19 protein-coding genes are annotated in these 19,320 nt (G+C 72.1%); 12 read left to right on the forward strand and 7 right to left on the reverse strand.

The window, feature by feature from the left end:
- Positions 1-85: 85 nt before the first annotated feature.
- Both ACQPZA_RS04150 and ACQPZA_RS04155 read right to left on the reverse strand, forming a co-directional pair.
- Positions 86-541: a (2Fe-2S)-binding protein gene (locus ACQPZA_RS04150; RefSeq protein ID WP_433278519.1), complete on the reverse strand. Its 456-nt coding sequence runs from the start codon at positions 539-541 to the stop codon at positions 86-88.
- A gap of 11 nt (positions 542-552) precedes the next feature.
- Positions 553-2,826: a molybdopterin cofactor-binding domain-containing protein gene (locus ACQPZA_RS04155; RefSeq protein ID WP_433278521.1), complete on the reverse strand. Its 2,274-nt coding sequence runs from the start codon at positions 2,824-2,826 to the stop codon at positions 553-555.
- A gap of 245 nt (positions 2,827-3,071) precedes the next feature.
- Here ACQPZA_RS04155 and ACQPZA_RS04160 point away from each other — a divergent pair, with 245 nt between their 5' ends.
- Together ACQPZA_RS04160 and ACQPZA_RS04165 are read left to right on the forward strand one after the other, a co-directional pair.
- Positions 3,072-3,494: a hypothetical protein gene (locus tag ACQPZA_RS04160; RefSeq protein ID WP_433278523.1), complete on the forward strand. Its 423-nt coding sequence runs from the start codon at positions 3,072-3,074 to the stop codon at positions 3,492-3,494.
- 98 nt (positions 3,495-3,592) lie between these two features.
- Positions 3,593-4,414 carry a Bax inhibitor-1/YccA family protein gene (locus ACQPZA_RS04165; protein ID WP_433278525.1) on the forward strand — a complete coding sequence of 274 codons (822 nt, stop codon included), beginning with the start codon at positions 3,593-3,595 and terminating at the stop codon, positions 4,412-4,414.
- Positions 4,415-4,487: 73 nt separating this feature from the next.
- Here ACQPZA_RS04165 and ACQPZA_RS04170 read toward each other — a convergent pair whose 3' ends face one another.
- The gene (locus ACQPZA_RS04170; protein WP_169399768.1) at positions 4,488-5,708 is read right to left on the reverse strand and encodes an acetyl-CoA C-acetyltransferase; all 1,221 of its coding nucleotides are present in this window, start codon (positions 5,706-5,708) and stop codon (positions 4,488-4,490) included.
- A gap of 116 nt (positions 5,709-5,824) precedes the next feature.
- Here ACQPZA_RS04170 and ACQPZA_RS04175 point away from each other — a divergent pair, with 116 nt between their 5' ends.
- From ACQPZA_RS04175 to ACQPZA_RS04185, 3 genes are all read left to right on the forward strand, one after another.
- On the forward strand, positions 5,825-6,280 hold the full coding sequence (locus tag ACQPZA_RS04175; RefSeq protein ID WP_169399769.1) for a pyridoxamine 5'-phosphate oxidase family protein: 456 nt from the start codon (positions 5,825-5,827) through the stop codon (positions 6,278-6,280).
- A 103-nt stretch (positions 6,281-6,383) separates the two neighbouring features.
- Positions 6,384-6,743 (forward strand): YciI family protein, encoded by a 360-nt coding sequence (locus tag ACQPZA_RS04180; protein WP_433278527.1) that lies wholly within the window; start codon positions 6,384-6,386, stop codon positions 6,741-6,743.
- A complete protein-coding gene (locus ACQPZA_RS04185) occupies positions 6,740-7,990 on the forward strand; it encodes an RNA polymerase sigma factor (protein ID WP_433278529.1) in 1,251 nt (416 codons plus the stop codon). The genes ACQPZA_RS04180 and ACQPZA_RS04185 overlap by 4 nt, the downstream gene beginning before the upstream one ends.
- A 10-nt stretch (positions 7,991-8,000) precedes the next feature.
- Here the strand turns inward: ACQPZA_RS04185 and shbA are convergent, their stop codons facing one another.
- Positions 8,001-8,633, reverse strand: a complete 633-nt coding sequence (gene shbA, locus ACQPZA_RS04190; protein ID WP_433278531.1) for an RNA polymerase sigma factor ShbA — start codon at positions 8,631-8,633, stop codon at positions 8,001-8,003.
- A gap of 302 nt (positions 8,634-8,935) precedes the next feature.
- Here shbA and ACQPZA_RS04195 point away from each other — a divergent pair, with 302 nt between their 5' ends.
- Both ACQPZA_RS04195 and ACQPZA_RS04200 read left to right on the forward strand, forming a co-directional pair.
- Complete coding sequence (locus ACQPZA_RS04195; protein WP_433278533.1) at positions 8,936-10,300, forward strand: cystathionine beta-synthase; 1,365 nt, start codon at positions 8,936-8,938, stop codon at positions 10,298-10,300.
- Between the two features lie 120 nt (positions 10,301-10,420).
- Positions 10,421-11,569 (forward strand): cystathionine gamma-synthase, encoded by a 1,149-nt coding sequence (locus ACQPZA_RS04200; RefSeq protein ID WP_433278535.1) that lies wholly within the window; start codon positions 10,421-10,423, stop codon positions 11,567-11,569.
- A 9-nt stretch (positions 11,570-11,578) separates the two neighbouring features.
- Here the strand turns inward: ACQPZA_RS04200 and ACQPZA_RS04205 are convergent, their stop codons facing one another.
- Positions 11,579-11,806: a hypothetical protein gene (locus ACQPZA_RS04205; protein ID WP_169399775.1), complete on the reverse strand. Its 228-nt coding sequence runs from the start codon at positions 11,804-11,806 to the stop codon at positions 11,579-11,581.
- Positions 11,807-11,908: 102 nt separating this feature from the next.
- Here ACQPZA_RS04205 and ilvA point away from each other — a divergent pair, with 102 nt between their 5' ends.
- A complete protein-coding gene (ilvA, locus tag ACQPZA_RS04210; protein ID WP_433278537.1) occupies positions 11,909-13,153 on the forward strand; it encodes a threonine ammonia-lyase in 1,245 nt (414 codons plus the stop codon).
- Positions 13,154-13,201: 48 nt separating this feature from the next.
- On the opposite strand, the gene greA is transcribed toward ilvA, so the two are convergent.
- Positions 13,202-13,687: a transcription elongation factor GreA gene (gene greA, locus ACQPZA_RS04215; protein WP_312859528.1), complete on the reverse strand. Its 486-nt coding sequence runs from the start codon at positions 13,685-13,687 to the stop codon at positions 13,202-13,204.
- 590 nt (positions 13,688-14,277) lie between these two features.
- On the opposite strand from greA, the gene mca reads away from it, so the two are divergent.
- From mca to ACQPZA_RS04235, 4 genes are all read left to right on the forward strand, one after another.
- Entirely contained in the window at positions 14,278-15,150 is an 873-nt protein-coding gene (gene mca, locus ACQPZA_RS04220) for a mycothiol conjugate amidase Mca (RefSeq protein ID WP_433278539.1), read from the forward strand.
- A 21-nt stretch (positions 15,151-15,171) separates the two neighbouring features.
- Positions 15,172-15,549 (forward strand): hypothetical protein, encoded by a 378-nt coding sequence (locus tag ACQPZA_RS04225; RefSeq protein ID WP_433278541.1) that lies wholly within the window; start codon positions 15,172-15,174, stop codon positions 15,547-15,549.
- A gap of 12 nt (positions 15,550-15,561) precedes the next feature.
- Positions 15,562-17,580 (forward strand): thioredoxin domain-containing protein, encoded by a 2,019-nt coding sequence (locus ACQPZA_RS04230; protein ID WP_433278543.1) that lies wholly within the window; start codon positions 15,562-15,564, stop codon positions 17,578-17,580.
- A gap of 218 nt (positions 17,581-17,798) precedes the next feature.
- Entirely contained in the window at positions 17,799-18,419 is a 621-nt protein-coding gene (locus tag ACQPZA_RS04235; protein ID WP_425563876.1) for a hypothetical protein, read from the forward strand.
- A gap of 135 nt (positions 18,420-18,554) precedes the next feature.
- Here ACQPZA_RS04235 and trhA read toward each other — a convergent pair whose 3' ends face one another.
- Positions 18,555-19,226 (reverse strand): PAQR family membrane homeostasis protein TrhA, encoded by a 672-nt coding sequence (gene trhA, locus ACQPZA_RS04240; RefSeq protein ID WP_433282672.1) that lies wholly within the window; start codon positions 19,224-19,226, stop codon positions 18,555-18,557.
- Between the last annotated feature and the right edge of the window lie 94 nt (positions 19,227-19,320).

The raw sequence follows: 19,320 nt of genomic DNA on the forward strand, positions 1-19,320 counted from the left end.
TACGCCAGCACTGCCGGGTTCACGATCTTCGTGTCGACCGGAACGGGTTCGACCCTCCGGACCCTGTCCGCCGTTCGGAACGCGATCACATCTTGGCCGCGGCGCTCTTGATCGCCTCGCGGATGCGGAAGTAGGTGCCGCAGCGGCAGACGTTCTCGATCTCGTCGATCTCCGCGTCCGTCGGGTCGGCGGTCCTGTTGAGCAGGGCGACGGCGGCCATGATCTGGCCCGGCTGGCAGTAGCCGCACTGGGCGACGTCCTGCTCCAGCCAGGCCTCCTGCACGGGGTGCAACTCGTCGCCGTCGGCGAGGCCCTCGATCGTGGTGACGTCGCGGCCCTCCACCTCCGACACCGGCGTGACGCAGGGGTTGAACGCCTCGCCGTCCAGGTGGCTGGTGCAGGCCTTGCAGACGTCGATCCCGCAGCCGTACTTCGGACCGGTGACTCCCAGCTTGTCGCGCAGTGCCCAGAGGGTGGGCAGGTCGGCCGGGGCGTCGACGGTGACCGAACGCCCGTTGACCGTGAAGCTGTAGCTCGGCATGGCGGTGCCTCCTAGCGGGGGAAGGGCTCGAAGTCGACCGGGAAGTTGATCGGGAAGCTTCGGGGGGTGATGCCGGTGGCGCGGGCGTAGGCATTGGCGATCGCGCCGGCCGCGGCGGGTACACCCAGCTCGCCGGCTCCGCCCGGCTCCGACTCTCCCGGCAGGATGAAGATCTGCACGTCGGCGGGGGAGTCCGCCTGGCGCGCGTAGTGGAACTGCGAGTAGCTTCCCTCCAGCGGCAGCCCCTTGTCGATGTGCAGGCCGGCCCGCAGCGTCACCGAGATCGCGTCGGTGAGACCGCCGAGCAGCTGCGCCTTCAGCCCCCGGGGGTTGACCGGCAGCCCGTAGTCACCCGCGATCACGGCCTTCGTCACGCGCGGTGCGCGCGGGTCACGGCCGTCGACCTCCACCAGGCAGGCGGTTCGGGACCGGTACTCCTCGTGGAACGCGATGCCCTGGGCGAAGCCGTCGTCCATGGAGCGGCCCCAGTCGCCCTCCTCGGCGACCTTGTCGAGCACCGCACGCTGCGCGTCGGTCTTGAGGAAGGCGCGGCGGAACTCGTAGGGGTCCTTGCCGAGCTTCTCCGCAACGGCGTCCACGACGATCTCCTCGCCGCACCGCGAGCTCACCGAGTACACCGAGCGCCATGCGCCGGTGTGCACCCTGATCGGTGCCTCCGTGAGCACCTGCTCCACCGCCCCGAAGTTGTAGGGGCTCTTCACGGTGAGCAGGAAGACGCTCTGCGCGAAGCCGAGGTTGCCGCCCGGCAGCTCGGCCGCGGTCGCGGAGAGGATCTCGCCGAGGCCGTGGGTCCAGTCGGTCTCGACGAACGCCGTGTGGTGCTCGAGCCGCAGCACGGTGTCGGGCCCGAGAGTGGCTCGGAAGCGGTGGTGGGCGGGTGGTCTGGCCCGGCCGTGACGCATGTCGTCGGTGCGCGACCACATCAGCTTGACCACCCGGCCGGTCGCCTTCGAGATCCGCGCCGCCTCCAGCGGACCGTCCCAGAAGAGCCTGCGCCCGAACGACCCGCCCGCCTGCACCACGTGGCAGACGACCTTGCCCGGCGGCAGGCCCAGCTCCTTCGCGATCTGCTGCTGGGCCACGATCGGCGACTTCATGCCGCCCCAGATCTCGGCCTTCCCGGCGCGGACGTCGGCCACCGCCGAGTTGGTCTCCATGGGCGCGTGGCTGATGGGGGCCCAGTCGAACTCGAAGTCCAGCTGGTCCGGCAGGGAGATCGGGGGGACCAGTGGAACGGTGGCCCGGCGCAGCTCGTCGCGGATCGTCGCGTCGGACAGGTCGTCGACCGTGCCGGGGCCCCAGCTGACGTCCAGCGCGGTCACCGCGTCCAGGGCCTGGCCGAACGTCTCGGCGAGGACGGCGACGCCGGTCTCGATCACCGCGATGTCGACGACGCCGGGCATGGCCCGCACGTCGTCCTCGTTGTGCACCTGCTCGACCGTGCCGTTGATCGTCGGGGGGCGGCGGACCATGGTGGGCGTGGCACCCGGGATGTCCAGGTCGAGCGTGTAGGTGAAGGCGCCGGTCACCATGGCGCGGGCGTCCACCCGTGGCTGCGGCGTGCCCACGAGCGTGAACTCCGACGGGGACTTCGGCCGGGCCACCAGCTCACCGAGCGGCAGGCTCGCCGCGAGGCGGGTGAGCTCGCCGTAGCCGGCGCTGCGTCCGTCGGGGGCGAGGACGCGGCCGCCTTCCGTGCGCAGGCCCTCTGCCGTCACGCCCCACCGCTCGGCCGCGGCGCCGCACAACCGGGCGCGGGCCGCCGCTGCTGCCGCGCGCACGGGCCCGTAGACCGACCGGACCGAGTTCGACCCACCGGTGAGCTGGTTCATCAGCAGCTCCGGCCGCGCCGGCGCCAGCGGCATGTCGACCCGGTCGAGCGGCAGGTCGAGCTCCTCCGCGATCAGCATCGCGACCGCCGTCGTCAGGCCCTGGCCCACCTCCATCCGGGGCAGCTCGGCCCGGACCCGGCCGTTCTCGGTGACCTCGACCGTGAACAGCAGTGCATCCGTCGGCCTGCCCGCCAGGATCAGGACGTCGCCGAGATCCTGCAGGTCGGCGGGCTGAGGCAGGCTGGGCGTCGGCACGGCGGACGCCGACCCGGGGGCGAGGGTGTCGATGCCGAGCTTCGCGACGACCGTCAACGTCGAGCCCGCCACCAGGTAGGTGAGGAACCTGCGCCGGTCGACGGCGTGGTCGCGAAGCCGGGGGCGGACCGTGCGGTGCCGTCCGCGGGTCGGCTCGTCCGTGGGGTGTGCTGCCATCCGGGCTCCTCCTGAGGGCACAGCGGTGTGCCCCTCATCGCGGGGTGGGGGTAGCGGGTCGGACAGGGAAGGCCGCGCCGGCGGCGGTTCGGGACGGAGTGGCCTGGGTCACCAAGATCAAGCTCTCGTGCCACTCAACGACGACCGCGATGATCGGAAACGCCGGGGAAGCCGGATAGGCGCGAATTCCGGGTTTCGCCTGTTGGGGGCTTTCCGGGCCCTCTCGGCCAGGTAGCCTCGTCGAGGTGACGGGCGACCGTCCGGTCCTGCTGGGCCTGCTGCTGTACCTACTCCTCGCGGCGACGCCGACAGTCCTGTTCTGGGTGGTGTCGCGGGTAGTGCCTGCTGTGCTCGACCGGCTGGCCGAGCGGCGTCACCGCAACCGCGTCGAACCCGCCGGGCCCACACTGGAATGCGTGGTGGCCAACCTGCGGCGGTTGCGCCGCGAGGTGTGTGCCCGCTCGCAGCCCACGCACGTCCGACGCGTCGCGGTGCTCGCCGCCTACGACGACACGCTCGTGCAGACCTGCGGGCTGGTGGACGTCGACGCCCCGCTGGCCTCGGCGGCGGGCCCGGATCGGGCCTTCGCCCGGCTCCTCACCGAGGCCGCACTGGAGGACGCAGGGATCGCCCTCGACCCGCCGGAGGACGGGACTGCCGCCGCCTGAGGAGAACACAGTAAAGTCCGCTTTACGAACCGGGAACGCCGGAGCCCGCTTCGGCGTTGGACATCACGGATGCCCAAGACGCTTCCGAGGAGGAACAGGTGCGCACCAGTAGCAACCCGGCGTTCCGCAACCTGCCCACCGGGCAGGGCGGCGGATACGCCACGTTCGACCGCCGCGGCGGCGCGATTGGCGGGGCGGCCGCCTATGGCGACGCCCAGGCCGCGCAGGTCGGATACGGGCGTGCCGAGATCGGTGAGCGCCCGCTCACGATGGACGACGTCGTCACGAAGACGGCACTCACGGCTGGTGTCGCTCTCGTCACCGGCGTGCTCACCGCGATCAGCGGTCTTTTCGGACTCGTGCTCCCGGCGTTCATCGTCGGGATCGTGCTGTCGTTCGTCCTGATCTTCAAGCCGCAGTGGGCCAAGGCGCCGCTGGTGCTGCTCTACTCGGCGGCGATGGGTGTGGCGCTCGGTGGCATCACCGGCGCGCTGGAGCTGTCGGGCACGCAGTTCCAGGGCATCGGCCTGCAGGCCGTCATCGGCACCGCCGGCGTGTTCGTCGGCATGCTCGTGGTCTACAAGACCGGCGCGGTGCGCGTCACGCCGAAGTTCACGAAGTGGCTGATGGGCGCCCTGATCGGCGTCACGGTGCTGGCCGTCTTCAACCTCATCTTCAGCTTCTTCATCCCCGGCGGTCTCGGGGTGCGGGAGCCGTCGCTGATCGGCTACCTGTTCAGCATCGTGTGCATCGGCGTCGCCGCGTTCAGCCTGCTGCTCGACTTCGACATGGCTGACCGCGCCGTCCGCGACGGTGCCCCGGCGAAGTTCGCCTGGTACATCGCGTTCGGCCTGATGACCACGCTGGTCTGGCTGTACATCGAGATCCTGCGGCTGCTGAGCTACCTCCGGCAGGATTGACCTCAACGTTCCACCACGCGTCGCGGCCCGGCACCCCTGAGGGATGCCGGGCCGCTGTCGTTGTCGTGCCGGGTCAGCTCAGGCGCTCGAGCACCATCGCCATGCCCTGGCCCCCGCCGACGCACATCGTCTCCAGCCCGATCTGCTTGTCGTGGGTGCGCAGCCCGTTGAGCAGCGTGGTGGTGATGCGGGCCCCGGTCATGCCGAACGGGTGCCCCAGCGCGATCGCGCCGCCGTTGACGTTGAGCTTGTCCTCGGGGATGCCGAGCTCACGGGCCGAGGGGATGACCTGCGCCGCGAACGCCTCGTTGATCTCGACGAGGTCGACGTCGTCGATGGTCATGCCGGCCCGGCCGAGCGCCTGCTTCGACGCCTCGATCGGCCCGAGGCCCATGATCTCCGGCGAGAGGCCGGAGACCCCGGTGGAGACGATCCGCGCGAGCGGCGTGATGCCCAGCTCGGCCGCCTTCGTGTCGGACATGATCACCAGGGCCGCTGCGCCGTCGTTGAGCGGGCAGCAGTTCCCGGCGGTGACCCGGCCATCGGGGCGGAACACCGGCTTGAGCTGGCTGACCGCCTCGTACGTGACGCCGGACCGCGGTCCGTCGTCCACCGAGACGACGCTGCCGTCGGGCAGGGTCACCGGCGTGATCTCCCGGGCGAAGAACCCGTCGGCTATCGCCTTCTCCGCGAGGTTCTGCGAGCGGACGCCGAAGTGGTCCATCTCCTCGCGGCTGACGCCCTTGAGGAGCGCGACGTTCTCCGCCGTCTGACCCATGGCGATGTAGACGTCGGGCAGGTGCTCGTCGGGGCGCGGGTCGCTCCACGAGTCGGCGCCGTTCTCGGCGATGTGCCTCGTGCGGTCCGCGGCGTCGCCGAAGATCGGGTTGCGGGTGTCGGGCAGCGAGTCGGAGCTGCCCTTCACGAACCGGGACACCGTCTCCACCCCCGCGGAGATGAACACGTCGCCCTCGCCTGCCCTGATCGCGTGCAGGGCCATCCTGGTGGTCTGCACCGACGACGAGCAGTAGCGCGTGACGGTGGTGCCCGGCAGGGTGTCGTAGCCCAGCAGCACCGCGACGACCCGCGCCATGTTGAAGCCCTGCTCGCCACCGGGCAGGCCGCATCCGAGCATGAGGTCGTCGACGTCGGACGGGTCGAGCTGCGGCACCTGGGCGAGCGCGGCGCGGACGAGCTGCACGGTCAGATCGTCGGGGCGGATGCTGGTGAGCGACCCTTTGTGCGCACGACCGATCGGTGATCGGGCCGCTGCGACGATCACGGCTTCGGGCATCGTCTTCTCCTCTGGAGTGGCTACCGCCGGACAATACCCGCGGGTAATGGCCGCGAAGGTGAGTCGGCCGTCCATATCTGACTCGATGTGTCAGGTTCTCCCTCCATGCTGTCGGCATGGCCACGTGGAACGACATCGAGACCGCTGAGCCCGAGTTCGCCGCCCGGGTCCGTGGCCTATTCGACGCGCACAAACACAAGACGATCGCCACGCTGCGGGCCGACGGGTCGCCGCGCATCTCGGGCATCGAGGCGGAGTTCGCCGACGGTGAGCTGACGTTCGGGTCGATGCCGGGCGCGCGCAAGGGGGCGGACCTGCGCCGGGACCCACGGTTCGCGCTGCACAGCGCGTCGGTCGACCCACCGGAGGGGAACGAGTCGGCCTGGGCGGGTGACGCGAAGGTCGCGGGGCGTGCGGTGTTCGCCGGTCCGCTCGACGGGGACGTGTCCGGCGACCTGTTCCGCACCGATCTGGAGGAGGTCGTGGTCATCGGCCTCAACCCGGACGCCACCGCGCTGGTGATCGAGACCTGGACGCCGTCCGGAGGGTTGCACCGCGTAGAACGCGCTTAGGAGGGCGCGCACCCGTGCTGTCGATACCGCGCGTGGCCGTTCGTCGTCATGCTGTGTGGCACCTCGCCACCGGAGCGCCACCGTGACGACAAGGAGCATTCGATTGAAGTACATGCTGCTGCTCTACGGCGCCCAGCCGGCCGAACCGCAGACCGAGCAGGCCATCCAGGAGGAGATGGACGAGTACTGGCCCTATGAGAAGGCCATCACCGACGCGGGTGTGAAGGTGGCGAGCGACGCGCTGCAGGGTGTGGAGACCGCCACCACCGTGCAGGTCCGCGACAACGGCGAGCGCGTGGTGACCGACGGGCCGTTCGCCGAGACCCGCGAGATCCTCGGCGGCTACTACGTGATCGACGCCCCCGACCTCGACGCGGCGCTCGACTGGGCGGCCCGCTGCCCCGGCTCACGCCGCGGCGGCAAGGTGGAGGTCCGCCCGATCCTGGAGTTCGAGGCACCGTGACCCTGGGAGCAGCCGGCTCCGTCGAAGCTGTGTTCCGTGAGGAGCGGGGCCGGCTGCTCGCCACTCTCGTACGCCAGTTCGGCGATCTCGACCTGGCCGAGGAGGTCGCCTCCGAAGCCGTTGCGGCGGCGCTCGAACACTGGCCGGTCCACGGGGTTCCCGGGAGACCCGCCGCGTGGTTGCTCACCACGGCGCGCCGGAAGGCCGTCGACCGGTTGCGGCGCGACAAGGCCTACGCCGCCCGGCTCGCCCTGATGCACGCCGACGCCGAGCGCGAGGCGGTCGCCCTCCCCACCGAGGAGGACGACGTCCCCGACGAGCGGCTCCGGTTGTTCTTCACCTGCTGCCATCCCGCTCTGCCGATCGAGGCGCAGACGGCGCTGACCCTGCGTTGCCTCGCCGGGCTGTCCACACCCGAGGTGGCGCGCGCGTTCCTCGTCCCGGCCGCGACGATGGCCCAGCGCATCGTGCGGGCGAAACGCAAGATCCGCGACGCGCGCATCCCGTTCCGCGTGCCGGACGCACACGAGCTGCCCGGCCGGCTCCCGGGCGTCCTCCGTGTCGTCTACCTGATCTTCACCGAGGCCTACGCGGCGAGCGCAGGGCCCGAACTGGTCCGCGCGGACCTCGCCGAGGAGGCGATCCGCCTGGCCCGGATCCTGCACCGGCTGCTCCCCGACGAGCACGAGGTGATGGGCCTGCTGGCGCTGCTCCTGCTCGTCGACGCCCGGCGGGCGGCCCGGACCGACGCCGAGGGCGCACTGGTGCTGCTCGACGAGCAGGACCGGTCGCTCTGGGACCGCGACAGCATCGCCGAGGGGCGCACGCTGGTCGTCGCCGCGCTGCGCGCCCGGGCGCCGGGGCAGTACGGGCTGCAGGCGGCGATCGCGGCAGTGCACGACGAGGCCGCCGACGTGGCCACCACCGACTGGCCACAGGTGGTGGAGCTCTACGGCGTGCTCGCGCAGGTGGCGCCGTCGCCGTTGGTCGACCTCAACCGGGCGGTGGCGGTGGCGATGCGCGACGGTCCGGCCGCCGGTCTGGAGCTGATCGACGCGCTGGCCGACGACGAACGGCTGCGCGGCTACCACCTGCTGCCCTCCGCACGGGCCGACCTGCTGCGCAGGCTCGGACGGCATGGGGACGCCGCCGTGGCCTACCGGCTGGCGTTGGAGACGGTGGGCAACGAACCGGAGCGGGCGTACCTGGAACGCCGGTTGTCCGAGATGGTGCGCGCCCAGCGTTGATGCCCCGGCGTCATCCGGAGCGCTTCGCGGCGAGCTCGCGCAGCTTGTTCAGCGCCCGGTGCTGGGTGACCCGCACGGCGCCCGCCGTGGAGTCGACGATGCGGGCGGTCTCCTCGGCGCTCAGCCCCAGCGCGATCCGCAGCACCAGCACCTCGCGGTGATGCTCGGGGAGCTGCTCGAGGAGCTGTCGCAGCTCGGCGATCTGGGTGCCGAGCACGGCGATCGTCTCCGGGCCCGCGCCGGAGTCGGCCGCGTCGGGAAGGACCTCGGTGGCGACGGAACGGTTGCGCCCGGCCGCGCGGTAGGCGTCGACGACCTTGTTGCCCGCGATCCCGTAGACGAAGGCCATCACCCGCGTCTCGCCAGGGCGCCAGCGCTCGAGCGCGTGGAAGAGCGCCAGCAGGACGTCCTGCGTGACGTCGTCGGGAGTGGCCATGCCGGTCGTCCCGCTCCCGATGCGCGCCCGGCAGTAGCGCACGACCAGCGGGCGGACGTGCTGCAGCAGCTTGTCCAGCGACGCCTTGTGCCCACCGGCGGCCCGGGTGGCGAGCTCGTCCAGCTCGGCATCGCGCCTGGCCAGGCGACGGGCTTCGGCTCGGTCGGATTCCTCCGCCCCGAACTCGTCGTCCCCGACCGATGGCACCGGTGCGCCCCTCCTGCTCATCGGTCGGAACCGGGAACGGTCGCGGACGCGGGACCTCAGAAGGTTCCGGCCCGACCACTCCCGGGGAGTCGTGGGTCAACCGGCCGCTGCACGCTCAGCCGGGTGAGGTTTGTCCGTGCTGACGAAGACTAGTCCGTTCGCCACGTTTTGTACTCCCGATCGGCCGGACGGCTGAGAGCGCAACGACCTTGCGTGGTGGGCCCCGGGCGGCGCCTCGCCCGTCGGGCGGCCGATGCGCGGTGTCCACCGACCGTTCGGCGGCAGGGTGGGAGCATGGAGCCATGCGTTATGTCGAGCACGTCGCCGACCTGGTCGGGAACACTCCGCTCGTCCGGCTCGGCACGGTAGCGGAGGGCGTCGCCGCGCCCGTCCTCGCGAAGGTGGAGTACTTCAACCCCGGCGGCAGCGTGAAGGACCGCATCGCGCTGCGGATGGTGGAGGCGGCCGAGGCGGCCGGTGAGCTGCGGCCCGGCGGCACGATCGTCGAGCCGACGTCGGGCAACACCGGCGTCGGCCTCGCCATGATCGCCCAGCGCAAGGGCTACAGCTGCGTCTTCGTCTGTCCCGACAAAGTGAGCGACGACAAGCGCAACGTGCTGCGCGCCTACGGCGCCGAGGTCGTGGTCTGCCCCACCGCCGTCGAGCCCGACCACCCGGACTCCTACTACCGGGTCTCCGACCGGCTGGTCAGCGAGATCGAGGGCGCCTGGAAGCCCAACCAGTACGCCAACGTGAACAACCCCGAGTCGCACTACCTCGGCACGGGACCGGAGATCTGGGAGCAGACCGAGGGCCGGATCACCCACTTCGTGGCCGGCATCGGCACCGGCGGCACCATCAGCGGCACGGGGCGCTACCTGAAGGAGGTCTCCGCGGGCCGGGTCCAGGTGATCGGCGCCGATCCCGAGGGCTCCGTCTACAGCGGTGGCGGCGGCCGGCCCTACCTGGTGGAGGGCGTCGGCGAGGACTTCTGGCCCACCACCTACGACAAGGACATCTGCGACCGGATCGTCGCGGTCTCCGACGCCGACTCGTTCCACATGACCCGCCGGCTCGCCCGCGAGGAGGCGCTGCTCGTCGGTGGCTCGTGCGGGATGGCGGTGGCGGCGGCGCTGGTCGTCGCCCGCGACCTCCCGGCGGACGCGGTGGTCGTCGTGCTCCTGCCCGACGGCGGCCGCGGCTACCTCGGCAAGGTCTTCAACGACTCCTGGATGGCGAGCTACGGCTTCCTGCCCCCGGCGCAGGGCGCCACCGTGGGTGACGTGCTCCGCCGCAAGGACGGCGCGATCCCCGCCCTCGTGCACGCCCACCCGAACGAGACCGTGGCCGACGCCGTGCAGTACCTGCGCGAGTTCGGCGTCTCGCAGATGCCGGTCGTCCGGGCCGAGCCGCCCGTGATGGCGGCGGAGGTGGCGGGCGCGGTGGTCGAGCGCGACCTGCTCGACTCGCTGTTCACCGGCCGCGCGCAGCTGTCGGACCGGCTGGAGAAGCACATGTCCCCGCCGCTGCCCACCATCGGTGCGGGCGAGGCGCTGGACACGGCAATGAGCGCGTTCGCCACGGCCGACGCCGCGCTGGTGCTCGTGGACGGCAAGCCGGCCGGTGTCGTGACCCGCTCCGACGTGCTGGCGTTCCTGGGCAGCTGAACTGCGGCCGCTCGTTGCAGCAAAGCCACTTTCACGCAACCGGGTGGCATGAACGTGGCTTTGCTGCAACAGGGGGCTACCGCGCGGCTCGGCCGGTCGCGGTCCGCGTAGCGTGCTCTCATGCGCGGCTTCTCCACCAACGCCATCCACGCCGGCCAGGAGCCGGACCCGACGACCGGTGCGGTGATCACGCCGATCCACCAGTCGTCCACCTTCGCCCAGGACGGGGTGGGCGGGCTACGTGGCGGCTACGAGTACTCGCGCAGCGCCAACCCCACCCGCACGGCCCTGCAGGAGTGTCTCGCCGCCCTCGAAGGCGGACGGCACGCGCTCGCGTTCGGTTCCGGCATGGGCGCGTCCGACGTCCTGCTGCGGGTGCTGCTGCGCCCCGGCGACCACATCGTGATCCCGCACGACGCGTACGGCGGCACGTTCCGGCTCGTCGACAAGGTGCTGGCGCCGTGGGGCATCGAGTACACCCCGGCCGATCTCGCCGATGTCGACGCGCTGCGCGCCGCGCTCCGGCCCACCACCCGCGTCATCTGGTGCGAGACGCCCACCAACCCCCTGCTGGGGATCGCCGACATCGCGGCGCTCGCCGACGTCGCGCGGTCCGCAGGCGCGCGGCTCGTCGTGGACAACACCTTCGCCTCGCCCTACCTGCAGAACCCGCTCGGCCTCGGCGCCGACGTGGTGCTGCACTCCACCACCAAGTACGTCGGTGGCCACTCCGACGTGGTCGGCGGCGCGCTGGTCACGAGCGACGAGGAGCTGGCCGAGAAGCTGCGCCTCACCCAGAACTCCGTCGGGTCGGTCCCGGGGCCGTTCGACGCGTGGCTCACGCTGCGCGGGGCCAAGACCCTCGCGGTGCGGATGGAGCGCCACAGCGACAACGCGGAGCGCGTGGCGGAGCTGCTCACCGGGCAGAAGGGCGTGGAGAGCGTGCTCTACCCCGGCCTGCCCGAGCACCCGGGACACGAGGTCGCGGCGAAGCAGATGCGCCGGTTCGGCGGGATGGTGTCCTTCACCGTGGCGGGTGGCCGCGAGGCGGCTCTGCGCGTGTGCGCGGCCACGGAGATCTTCACGCTGGCCGAGTCGCTCGGCGGTGTCGAGTCGCTGATCGAGCACCCCGGTGCCATGACGCACGCGTCCGTGGCCGGCTCGGTCCTGGAGGTGCCCGACAACCTGGTGCGCCTCTCGGTGGGCATCGAGGACGTCGAGGACCTGGTGGAGGACCTCAGGCAGGCGCTGGCCGCCGCCACCCGCTGACCGGGCGGATCAGCTCTTCGCCGGGGTGCCCAGCTCCGTGGGCGCCGGGGGCTGCTGGCCTGGTTCGGGCACCACGAGGTCGCCGGGGGCGATGCAGCCTCCCACGAGCTCGTAGCCGTTGACACCGAGCTCGTAGCGGCCCGGGTCGTCGCACCCGGCACCCTCGACGGTGGCCACCGCCACCGCTGCCAGCACCGCGGCAACGAGCAGTGGAGCCACGGCCCGCAGCCGAGTCATCCGACCTCCCTGCCCGTGGCGCCCTCGGAGCGCCGCCCACCATCTGTCCACAGGTTACCCGGGGGACGCCGACGGTCGCTCCCACGGTGCGAGGATGGACGCATGGTCACCGCCGGTCCCATCGCCTCGCCGCCCGTCGGGTTGGCAGACGTCCGCAGCGCCCAGGAGCTACTGCGCGGGGTCGTCGCGCCCACCCCGATGGCCGGTTCGCGTGCGCTGAGCGAGCTGTGCGGCGGGCCGGTGTGGCTGAAGTGCGAGAACCTGCAGCGCACCGGATCGTTCAAGATCCGTGGCGCCTACACCCGCATCGCCCGCCTCGACGACGAGCAGCGCGCCCGCGGAGTGGTGGCCGCGAGCGCGGGCAACCACGCCCAGGGGGTGGCGCTGGCCGCCCAGATGCTCGGCATCGAGGCCACGGTGTTCATGCCCGAGCAGGCGGCGATCCCGAAGGTCGGCGCCACACGCGGCTACGGCGCCCGGGTGCACCTCGTCGGCGAGCACATCGACGGAAGCATCGCCGCGGCCACCGAGTTCGCGGAGCGCACCGGGGCCGTGTTCGTCCACCCGTTCGACCACCCGGACATCATTGCCGGGCAGGGCACGGTCGGCCTGGAGCTGCTCGAGCAGGTGCCGGACGTGCGCACCGTGCTCGTGTGCACCGGTGGCGGTGGGCTGCTCGGCGGCATCGCCGCAGCCGTGAAGGCCCAGCGGCCCGACGTCGCGGTGGTGGGGGTGCAGGCGGCGGGGGCGGCGGCCTGGCCGGCGTCGCTCGCGGCCGGCGTGCCCACCGCGCTCGCCTCGATGCGCACGATCGCCGACGGGATCGCCGTCGGACAGCCGGGAAAGGTCACTTTCTCGCAGGTGGCAGCCCTCGTCGACGAGATCCTCACCGTCGACGACGATGCGCTGTCCCGGGCCCTGCTGCACTGCCTCGAGCGGGCGAAGCTGCTGGTCGAACCGGCAGGCGCCGCCGCGGTGGCCGCGTTGCTCGAGCACCCGCGCCGGTTCGCCACGCCCGCGGTGGCCGTGCTCTCCGGGGGCAACGTGGATCCCCTCGTACTGCTGCACGTGATCCAGCACGGCATGGCCTCTGCGGCCCGCTACCTGTCGCTGCGGGTACGGGTGGGCGACCGGCCCGGCGCACTCGCCGAGCTGCTCGCCCACGTGGGCTCGCTCGGCGCCAACGTGCTCGACGTCGAGCACTCGCGGATCTCGGGCACGCTGCCACTCGGTGAGGTGGAGGTGGCGCTGGCGCTCGAGACCAGAGGCACCGAACACTGCACCGAGCTGGTGCAGGCACTGCGCAGTGCCGGCCACGCCGTCGTCGAGGTGGCCGGCCCGCGCTGAAGCCTGCTCGGCCGGAGCCGGGCAGTGTGTGGTCGAGCAGGCTGTGGGTCAGCCCCGGAACGGCTCCGCGGAGACCAGCGAGACCTTCATGTTGCCGCCGTCGGGCAGCTGGTACTCCCGCGTCTCGCCGGCACGCGCGCCGAGCAGTGCGGCCCCGAGCGGCGAGTTCGGCGAGATCACCTGCAGGTCGCCGTGGCTGCCCTCTTCACGGGAGCCCAGCAGCACGGTCTCAGAGTCCTCGTCGTCGTACCGGATCTTCAGCACCATGCCGGGGGCGGCGACGTCGGAGGACGTGGGCGGCGTGCCCACGTGCGCCGTGCGCAGGAGCTCCTGGAGCTGGCGGATGCGCGCCTCCTGCTGGCCCTGCTCCTCGCGCGCGGCGTGGTAGCCGCCGTTCTCCTTGAGGTCACCCTCCTCGCGGCGGGCGTTGATCTCGGCAGCGATGACGGGGCGGTTGGCGATCAGCTCGTCGAGTTCCTGCTTGAGCCGGTCGTAGGCATCCTGGGTCAGCCAGGTCACCTGGGTGTCCGTCACGGTCATCACTCCTCCAGCCTGTCCAGGTCCATGCAGCCACGGACCGTTCGCCCGCGGGGAACGAGGTCCGCCGGCAGCGCGGCCCCGGTCTCGTGGGCGGCATAGCCCCGAGTAAGGAAAAACACGACCCGCCTGCGGGCCGTGTGCGGGCAACGGTAACACGGTGGCAGCCGCTCGTCGCAGCCATTCGACGAACGGTTGGGGTGTTCGAGAAGTTCCCGGAGGTCTCATCACCGCAGGTCAACGGCCCCGCGAAGCTGCTGTGTCGCGCACGAGCCGTACCCCGCAGGCGCCCCGGTGACCGCTCACCGTGACCGGACTCCCCGCCTTGGGCGTGTGGTAGAGCCCAACGGGGTGTCGACCATCCGGTGCCGCGGGTGACCTTACCCGTCACAAGGTGGCGGCGCGCACCAATCGGAGGGGAAGCACTGGCGCGTCAACGGTGTTGACCAGGGGAGGAAAGGAGTGTCGGGGTGATCTGCCACCATCGGGACCCGGCACGTTCCTCTGAACCGTTCCGTTCATCCCGGAAGGACCGCCCGACCCCCATGTCCTCTCTTGCTCCGTACAGCGGCGGACCACTACGGCTCATGACAGTGCACGCCCACCCCGACGACGAGTCCAGCAAGGGCGCTGCCACCAGCGCTCGTTACGTCTCGGAAGGCCATGAGGTCATGGTCGTCACCTGCACCGGCGGGGAGGCCGGGAGCATCCTCAACCCGGCCATGGACCGTCCCGGGGTGCTCGACGACCTCCCCGCGGTCCGGCGCGCCGAGATGGCCCGCGCGGCCGAGATCCTCGGCGTGCAGCACCGCTGGCTCGGGTTCGTCGACTCGGGGCTCCCGGAAGGCGACCCCATGCCGCCGCTTCCGGAGGGGTGCTTCGCGCTGCAGGACCTCGACGTCGCCACCAAGCCGCTCGTGGCCCTGATCCGCGAGTTCCGACCGCACGTCGTCGTCACCTACGACGAGACGGGCGGCTACCCGCACCCGGACCACATCCGCTGCCACGAGATCTCCGTGGCGGCCTTCGACGCGGCAGGCGACCCCGACCGCTTCCCCGGCACCGGTGCACCGTGGCAGCCGCTGAAGCTCTACTACTCCCACGGCTTCTCACGCACTCGGCTGGCGGCGCTCCACGAGGCACTCACCTCGCGCGGCCTCGAGTCGCCCTACGCCGAGATGCTGACCAAGTGGCCCGAGGGCCGCCGCGATCCCGGTGAGCGCGTCACCACCCGCGTGGAGTGTGCCGACTGGTTCGACGTGCGCGACAAGGCCCTTCTCGCACACGCCACGCAGATCTCCCCGACCGACCGCTGGTTCATCATCCCGCTCGACATCCAGCGCGAGGTGTGGCCGTTCGAGGAGTACGAACTGGCGCGCAGCTTCGTCGACACGCCCGAGCCGGAGGACGACCTGTTCGCCGGTATCGAGGCGGGGGTGGCGGTGCGACCCGCCGTCTGACCGGCGCGTATCGTTCAGGCCGTGAGTCCGCTGGCGGCCGTGCCGTTCCTGATCGGGCCGCTCCTGATCGGTCAGGGTGGCGCGGCTCCCGTCATGCCCGCGGTCGTCACGGTGCTGGCGCAGGACCCGGCGCCACCGCCGGGCAAGGGCCCCGAGTTCGGTGAGGCGTCGCCGATCGCGCTCGTGGTCATCGTCGTGCTGGCGATCGTCACGGCCGTGCTGATCCGGTCGATGACCAAACGTCTCAAGCGGCTGCCGCCGAGCTTCGATCCGGTCGACGAGACGGCCGAGGACCGGCCCGGCGAGACGCCCGACGGCCCCGGTGAGAAGGCCGGCACCGAGCGCGGTGTGAGCCCGGCCGGGCGTCGCCCAGAGGATGCCGGGGGCGGCCGGCCCTGACAGGCTGGTGACATGCCGAACCGGCTCTCCGTCGCCACCAGCCCGTACCTGCTCCAGCACGCCGACAACCCTGTCGACTGGTGGGAGTGGTCCGACGAGGCGTTCGCCGAGGCGGCCCGCCGGGACGTTCCGGTGCTGCTGTCGGTGGGCTACGCGGCCTGCCACTGGTGCCACGTCATGGCCCACGAGTCGTTCGAGGACGAGGCCACCGCCAAGCAGATGAACGCGGACTTCGTCGCGGTCAAGGTCGACCGCGAGGAGCGCCCGGACATCGACGCCGTCTACATGTCGGCCACCCAGGCCCTGACCGGTCAGGGTGGCTGGCCGATGACCTGCTTCCTCACCCCGGCGGGCGAGCCGTTCCACTGCGGCACCTACTACCCGCCGACCCCGCGCCACGGCATGCCGGCGTTCCGCCAGCTCCTCGACGCCGTCACGCGTGCGTGGCGGGACGACGGCGAGCGCGTCCGTCGCTCGGCGGGCGAGATCGCGGCCCGGCTGGCCGACAGCGCGGCCGCGGCCCTGCCGCCCTCAGCCGTCGAGCCGGACTCCCTGGACCGGGCCGCGGCCACCCTCACGGAGCTGTTCGACGAGCGCGCCGGCGGGTTCGGGGGCGCCCCGAAGTTCCCGCCGTCGATGGTGCTGGAGTTCCTGCTGCGCAACCACGAGCGCACCGGTTCCGACAGCGCGCTGCGCCCCGTCGTCCTCACGTGCGAGCGCATGGCCCGCGGCGGGATGTACGACCAGCTCGCCGGTGGGTTCGCCCGCTACAGCGTCGACGCCGAGTGGGTCGTGCCGCACTTCGAGAAGATGCTCTACGACAACGGGCTCCTGCTGCGCGTCTACGCCCACCTCGCGCGGCTCACCGGAGCGGCGCTGCCCCGGCGCATCGCCGAGGAGACCGCCGCGTTCCTGCTCCGCGACCTGAGGACCGCCGAGGGTGGCTTCGCGTCGGCCCTCGACGCCGACACCGACGGCGTCGAGGGCCTCACCTATGCGTGGACCCCGCAGCAGCTGCGCGACGTGCTCGGCGACGACGACGGGATCTGGGCGGCGGGCCAGCTGACGGTCACCGACGGCGGCACGTTCGAGCACGGCTCGTCCACCCTGCAGCTGCTGATCGACCCCGACGACCCCGAGCGCTGGGAGCGGATCAGGGCCGCGCTGCTCGTGTCACGCAACACCCGGCCCCAGCCTGCCCGGGACGAGAAGGTGATCACGTCCTGGAACGGGATGGCGATCCTCGCCCTCGCCGAGGGCGGCGCCGCGTTCGGCCGCACGCACTGGGTCGACGCCGCGGCCGAGGCGGCCGACCTCCTGCTGCGCCTGCACATGGTGGACGGGCGGCTGCGCCGTTCGTCGCGCGACGGCGTGGTGGGCCACGCCGCGGGCGTGCTGGAGGACCACGGTTCCCTGGCCGAGGCGCTGCTCGCGCTGCACCAGGCCACGGGCGCCGCGCGGTGGCTCACCGCGGCCACGCACGTGCTCGACATCGCGCTCGAGCACTTCGCCGACCCGGAGCGCCCGGGCGCCTTCTACGACACCGCCGACGATGCGGAGGCGCTGCTGCACCGGCCGCGCGAGTTCACCGACAACGCCACGCCCTGCGGCAGTTCCGCGCTCGTCTCCGCCCTGCTCACGGCGTCGGTGCTGGTGGAGGACCCAGCCCGGTACCGCGAGGCGGCGGAGGCCGGCCTGCGCGGCGCGGGCACGCTGGCCGAGCACCACCCCCGGTTCGCCGGGCACTGGCTCACCGCGGCCGAGGCGATGGTCCGGGGGCCGCTGCAGGTGGCGGTCGTCGGGGCCGACGGCGACCCGGCCCGGGACGCCCTGCTCGCGCACGCCCGCCGGATCGCACCCGGGGGCACCGTCATCGTCCCCGGCGAACCCGGAGCGGTAGGAGTCCCGCTGCTGGCCGACCGCCCCCTCGTCGACGGCGGGGCGGCGGCGTACGTCTGCCGTGGCTTCGTCTGCGACCGCCCCGTGTCGACGGCCGAGGAACTCACCGCCGGCCTCGGCCTCCGCCCCTGACCCCCACCCACCCCCTCCACCCGCCCCACCCGCGCCGAGCCCCCACACCCCCGCGAGTCGCCCGTTCCCGCTCCGCGAGTCGCCCGCTTCGGGTGCGCGAGTCGCCCCGCTTTCGCTCCGCGAGTCGCCCGCCTACACGGTTCGCTCCCGGTGAAACCATCCCGTTCACCTCTCTTGCTGTGTAATCTCGTAATCAGTTCACACAGGAGGTGGCGTTGATGACCGGAAGGATGCACCGCGGGTGGCCAGGGGCCGGCGGACGAGGCGGTCGCGGCCCGGGGCGGGGTGGCTGGCAGCAGGCCGACCTGCCCGGTGCCGAGGACGCGTCGGCCTGGCTGCAGGGCCGGCTGCCCGATGGGTGGTTCGTGGCTGTGCCGGAGGTGACCGTCGACCGCGAGGAGATCCTCATCGTCGGGGAGCTGCCGCCGTTGGAGGGGGAGTTCGCCGACACCGAGGCCGGCCGGGCCGACCGCGCGGCGGCAGTGGCCGGGCGCATCTCCCGGTTCCGGGAGAGCACTCGGGAGGAGCGCATCGAGATCGCCCGGCAGGCCGAGCACCGCTACCAGCGCAAGGTGGCCTGGGGTGCACGCCTCGGCGACACCGTCGAGCTGTTCACCGTGGCGTCCGTTCCGGTCATGACGCGGCTGCGTCAGCCGGAGCGCATCGTGCTCGACACGTTGGTCGACTCCGGCGTCGCGCGGTCACGATCCGACGCGCTGGCGTGGGCCGTGCGCCTCGTCGGGCAGCACGCCGACGAGTGGCTGGGCGAGCTGCGTGACGCGATGGCGAAGGTCGACGAGCTGCGGGCGAAGGGCCCCACCGGCGGCGACGTCTCCTGACCGCGCGCCGGACCGGCGACTCGCGCACGCGAAACGGGCGACTCGCGCGCCCAGAGGGGGCGACTCGCGCGCCCAAAGCGGGCGACTCGCGGACGCGGAACGGGCGACTCGCGGGGCGGGGCGGGTGGGGTCGGGTCAGAAGAGGATGAGCCAGATCGCGATGTAGTGGCAGATCGCGGCGAGGACCGTGGCCGCATGGAAGAACTCGTGGTAGCCGAACGTGGCGGGCCACGGGTTCGGCCTGCGGGTGGCGTAGAACACCGCGCCCACCGTGTAGAGCAGTCCGCCGGTCAGGAGCAGCACGAGCGCCGCGACCCCGCCGCCTCTGAGCATGGCGGGGATCACGAACACGGCGACCCAGCCGAGCGCGATGTAGATCGGCACCCCGACCCACGCCGGGGCGTGCGGCCACACCGTCTTCAGCGCGACGCCGGCGAGCGCGCCCGCCCAGACCACGATCAGGACCCAGCGGGCGGTGCCTGGGTCCATCGCCAGCGCGGCGACCGGGGTGTAGGTGCCCGCGATGAACAGGAAGATCATCGAATGGTCGAGCCTGCGCATCACGGCCCGGCTGCGCGGGGTGCGCCAGGTGCGGCGGTGGTACAGCGCGCTGGTGCCGAACAGGCCCAGGATCGTGACGCTGTAGACCGAGGTGGCCAGCGCGGCGCCCCTGCCCACCAGTGCCGCCGAGACGGCGATCAGCGTGGCACAGGCAGCGATCGACACGGTGAACGACCAGAAGTGCAGCCACCCGCGCATTCGTGGCTTGACCAGCGGCGCGCCGGGAGGCACGGGGACCGTCCGCATGCTCACCACGTCGAGGCTACGGCACGGCGAGTGCTCCACATGTGTACCGGTTTGTGAACAACACCATGCGGTTTTCCGGAGTGGCCGTGCGCCG

Source organism: Pseudonocardia xinjiangensis, assembly GCF_050948425.1.
Classification (GTDB): Bacteria; Actinomycetota; Actinomycetes; order Mycobacteriales; family Pseudonocardiaceae; genus Pseudonocardia; species Pseudonocardia xinjiangensis.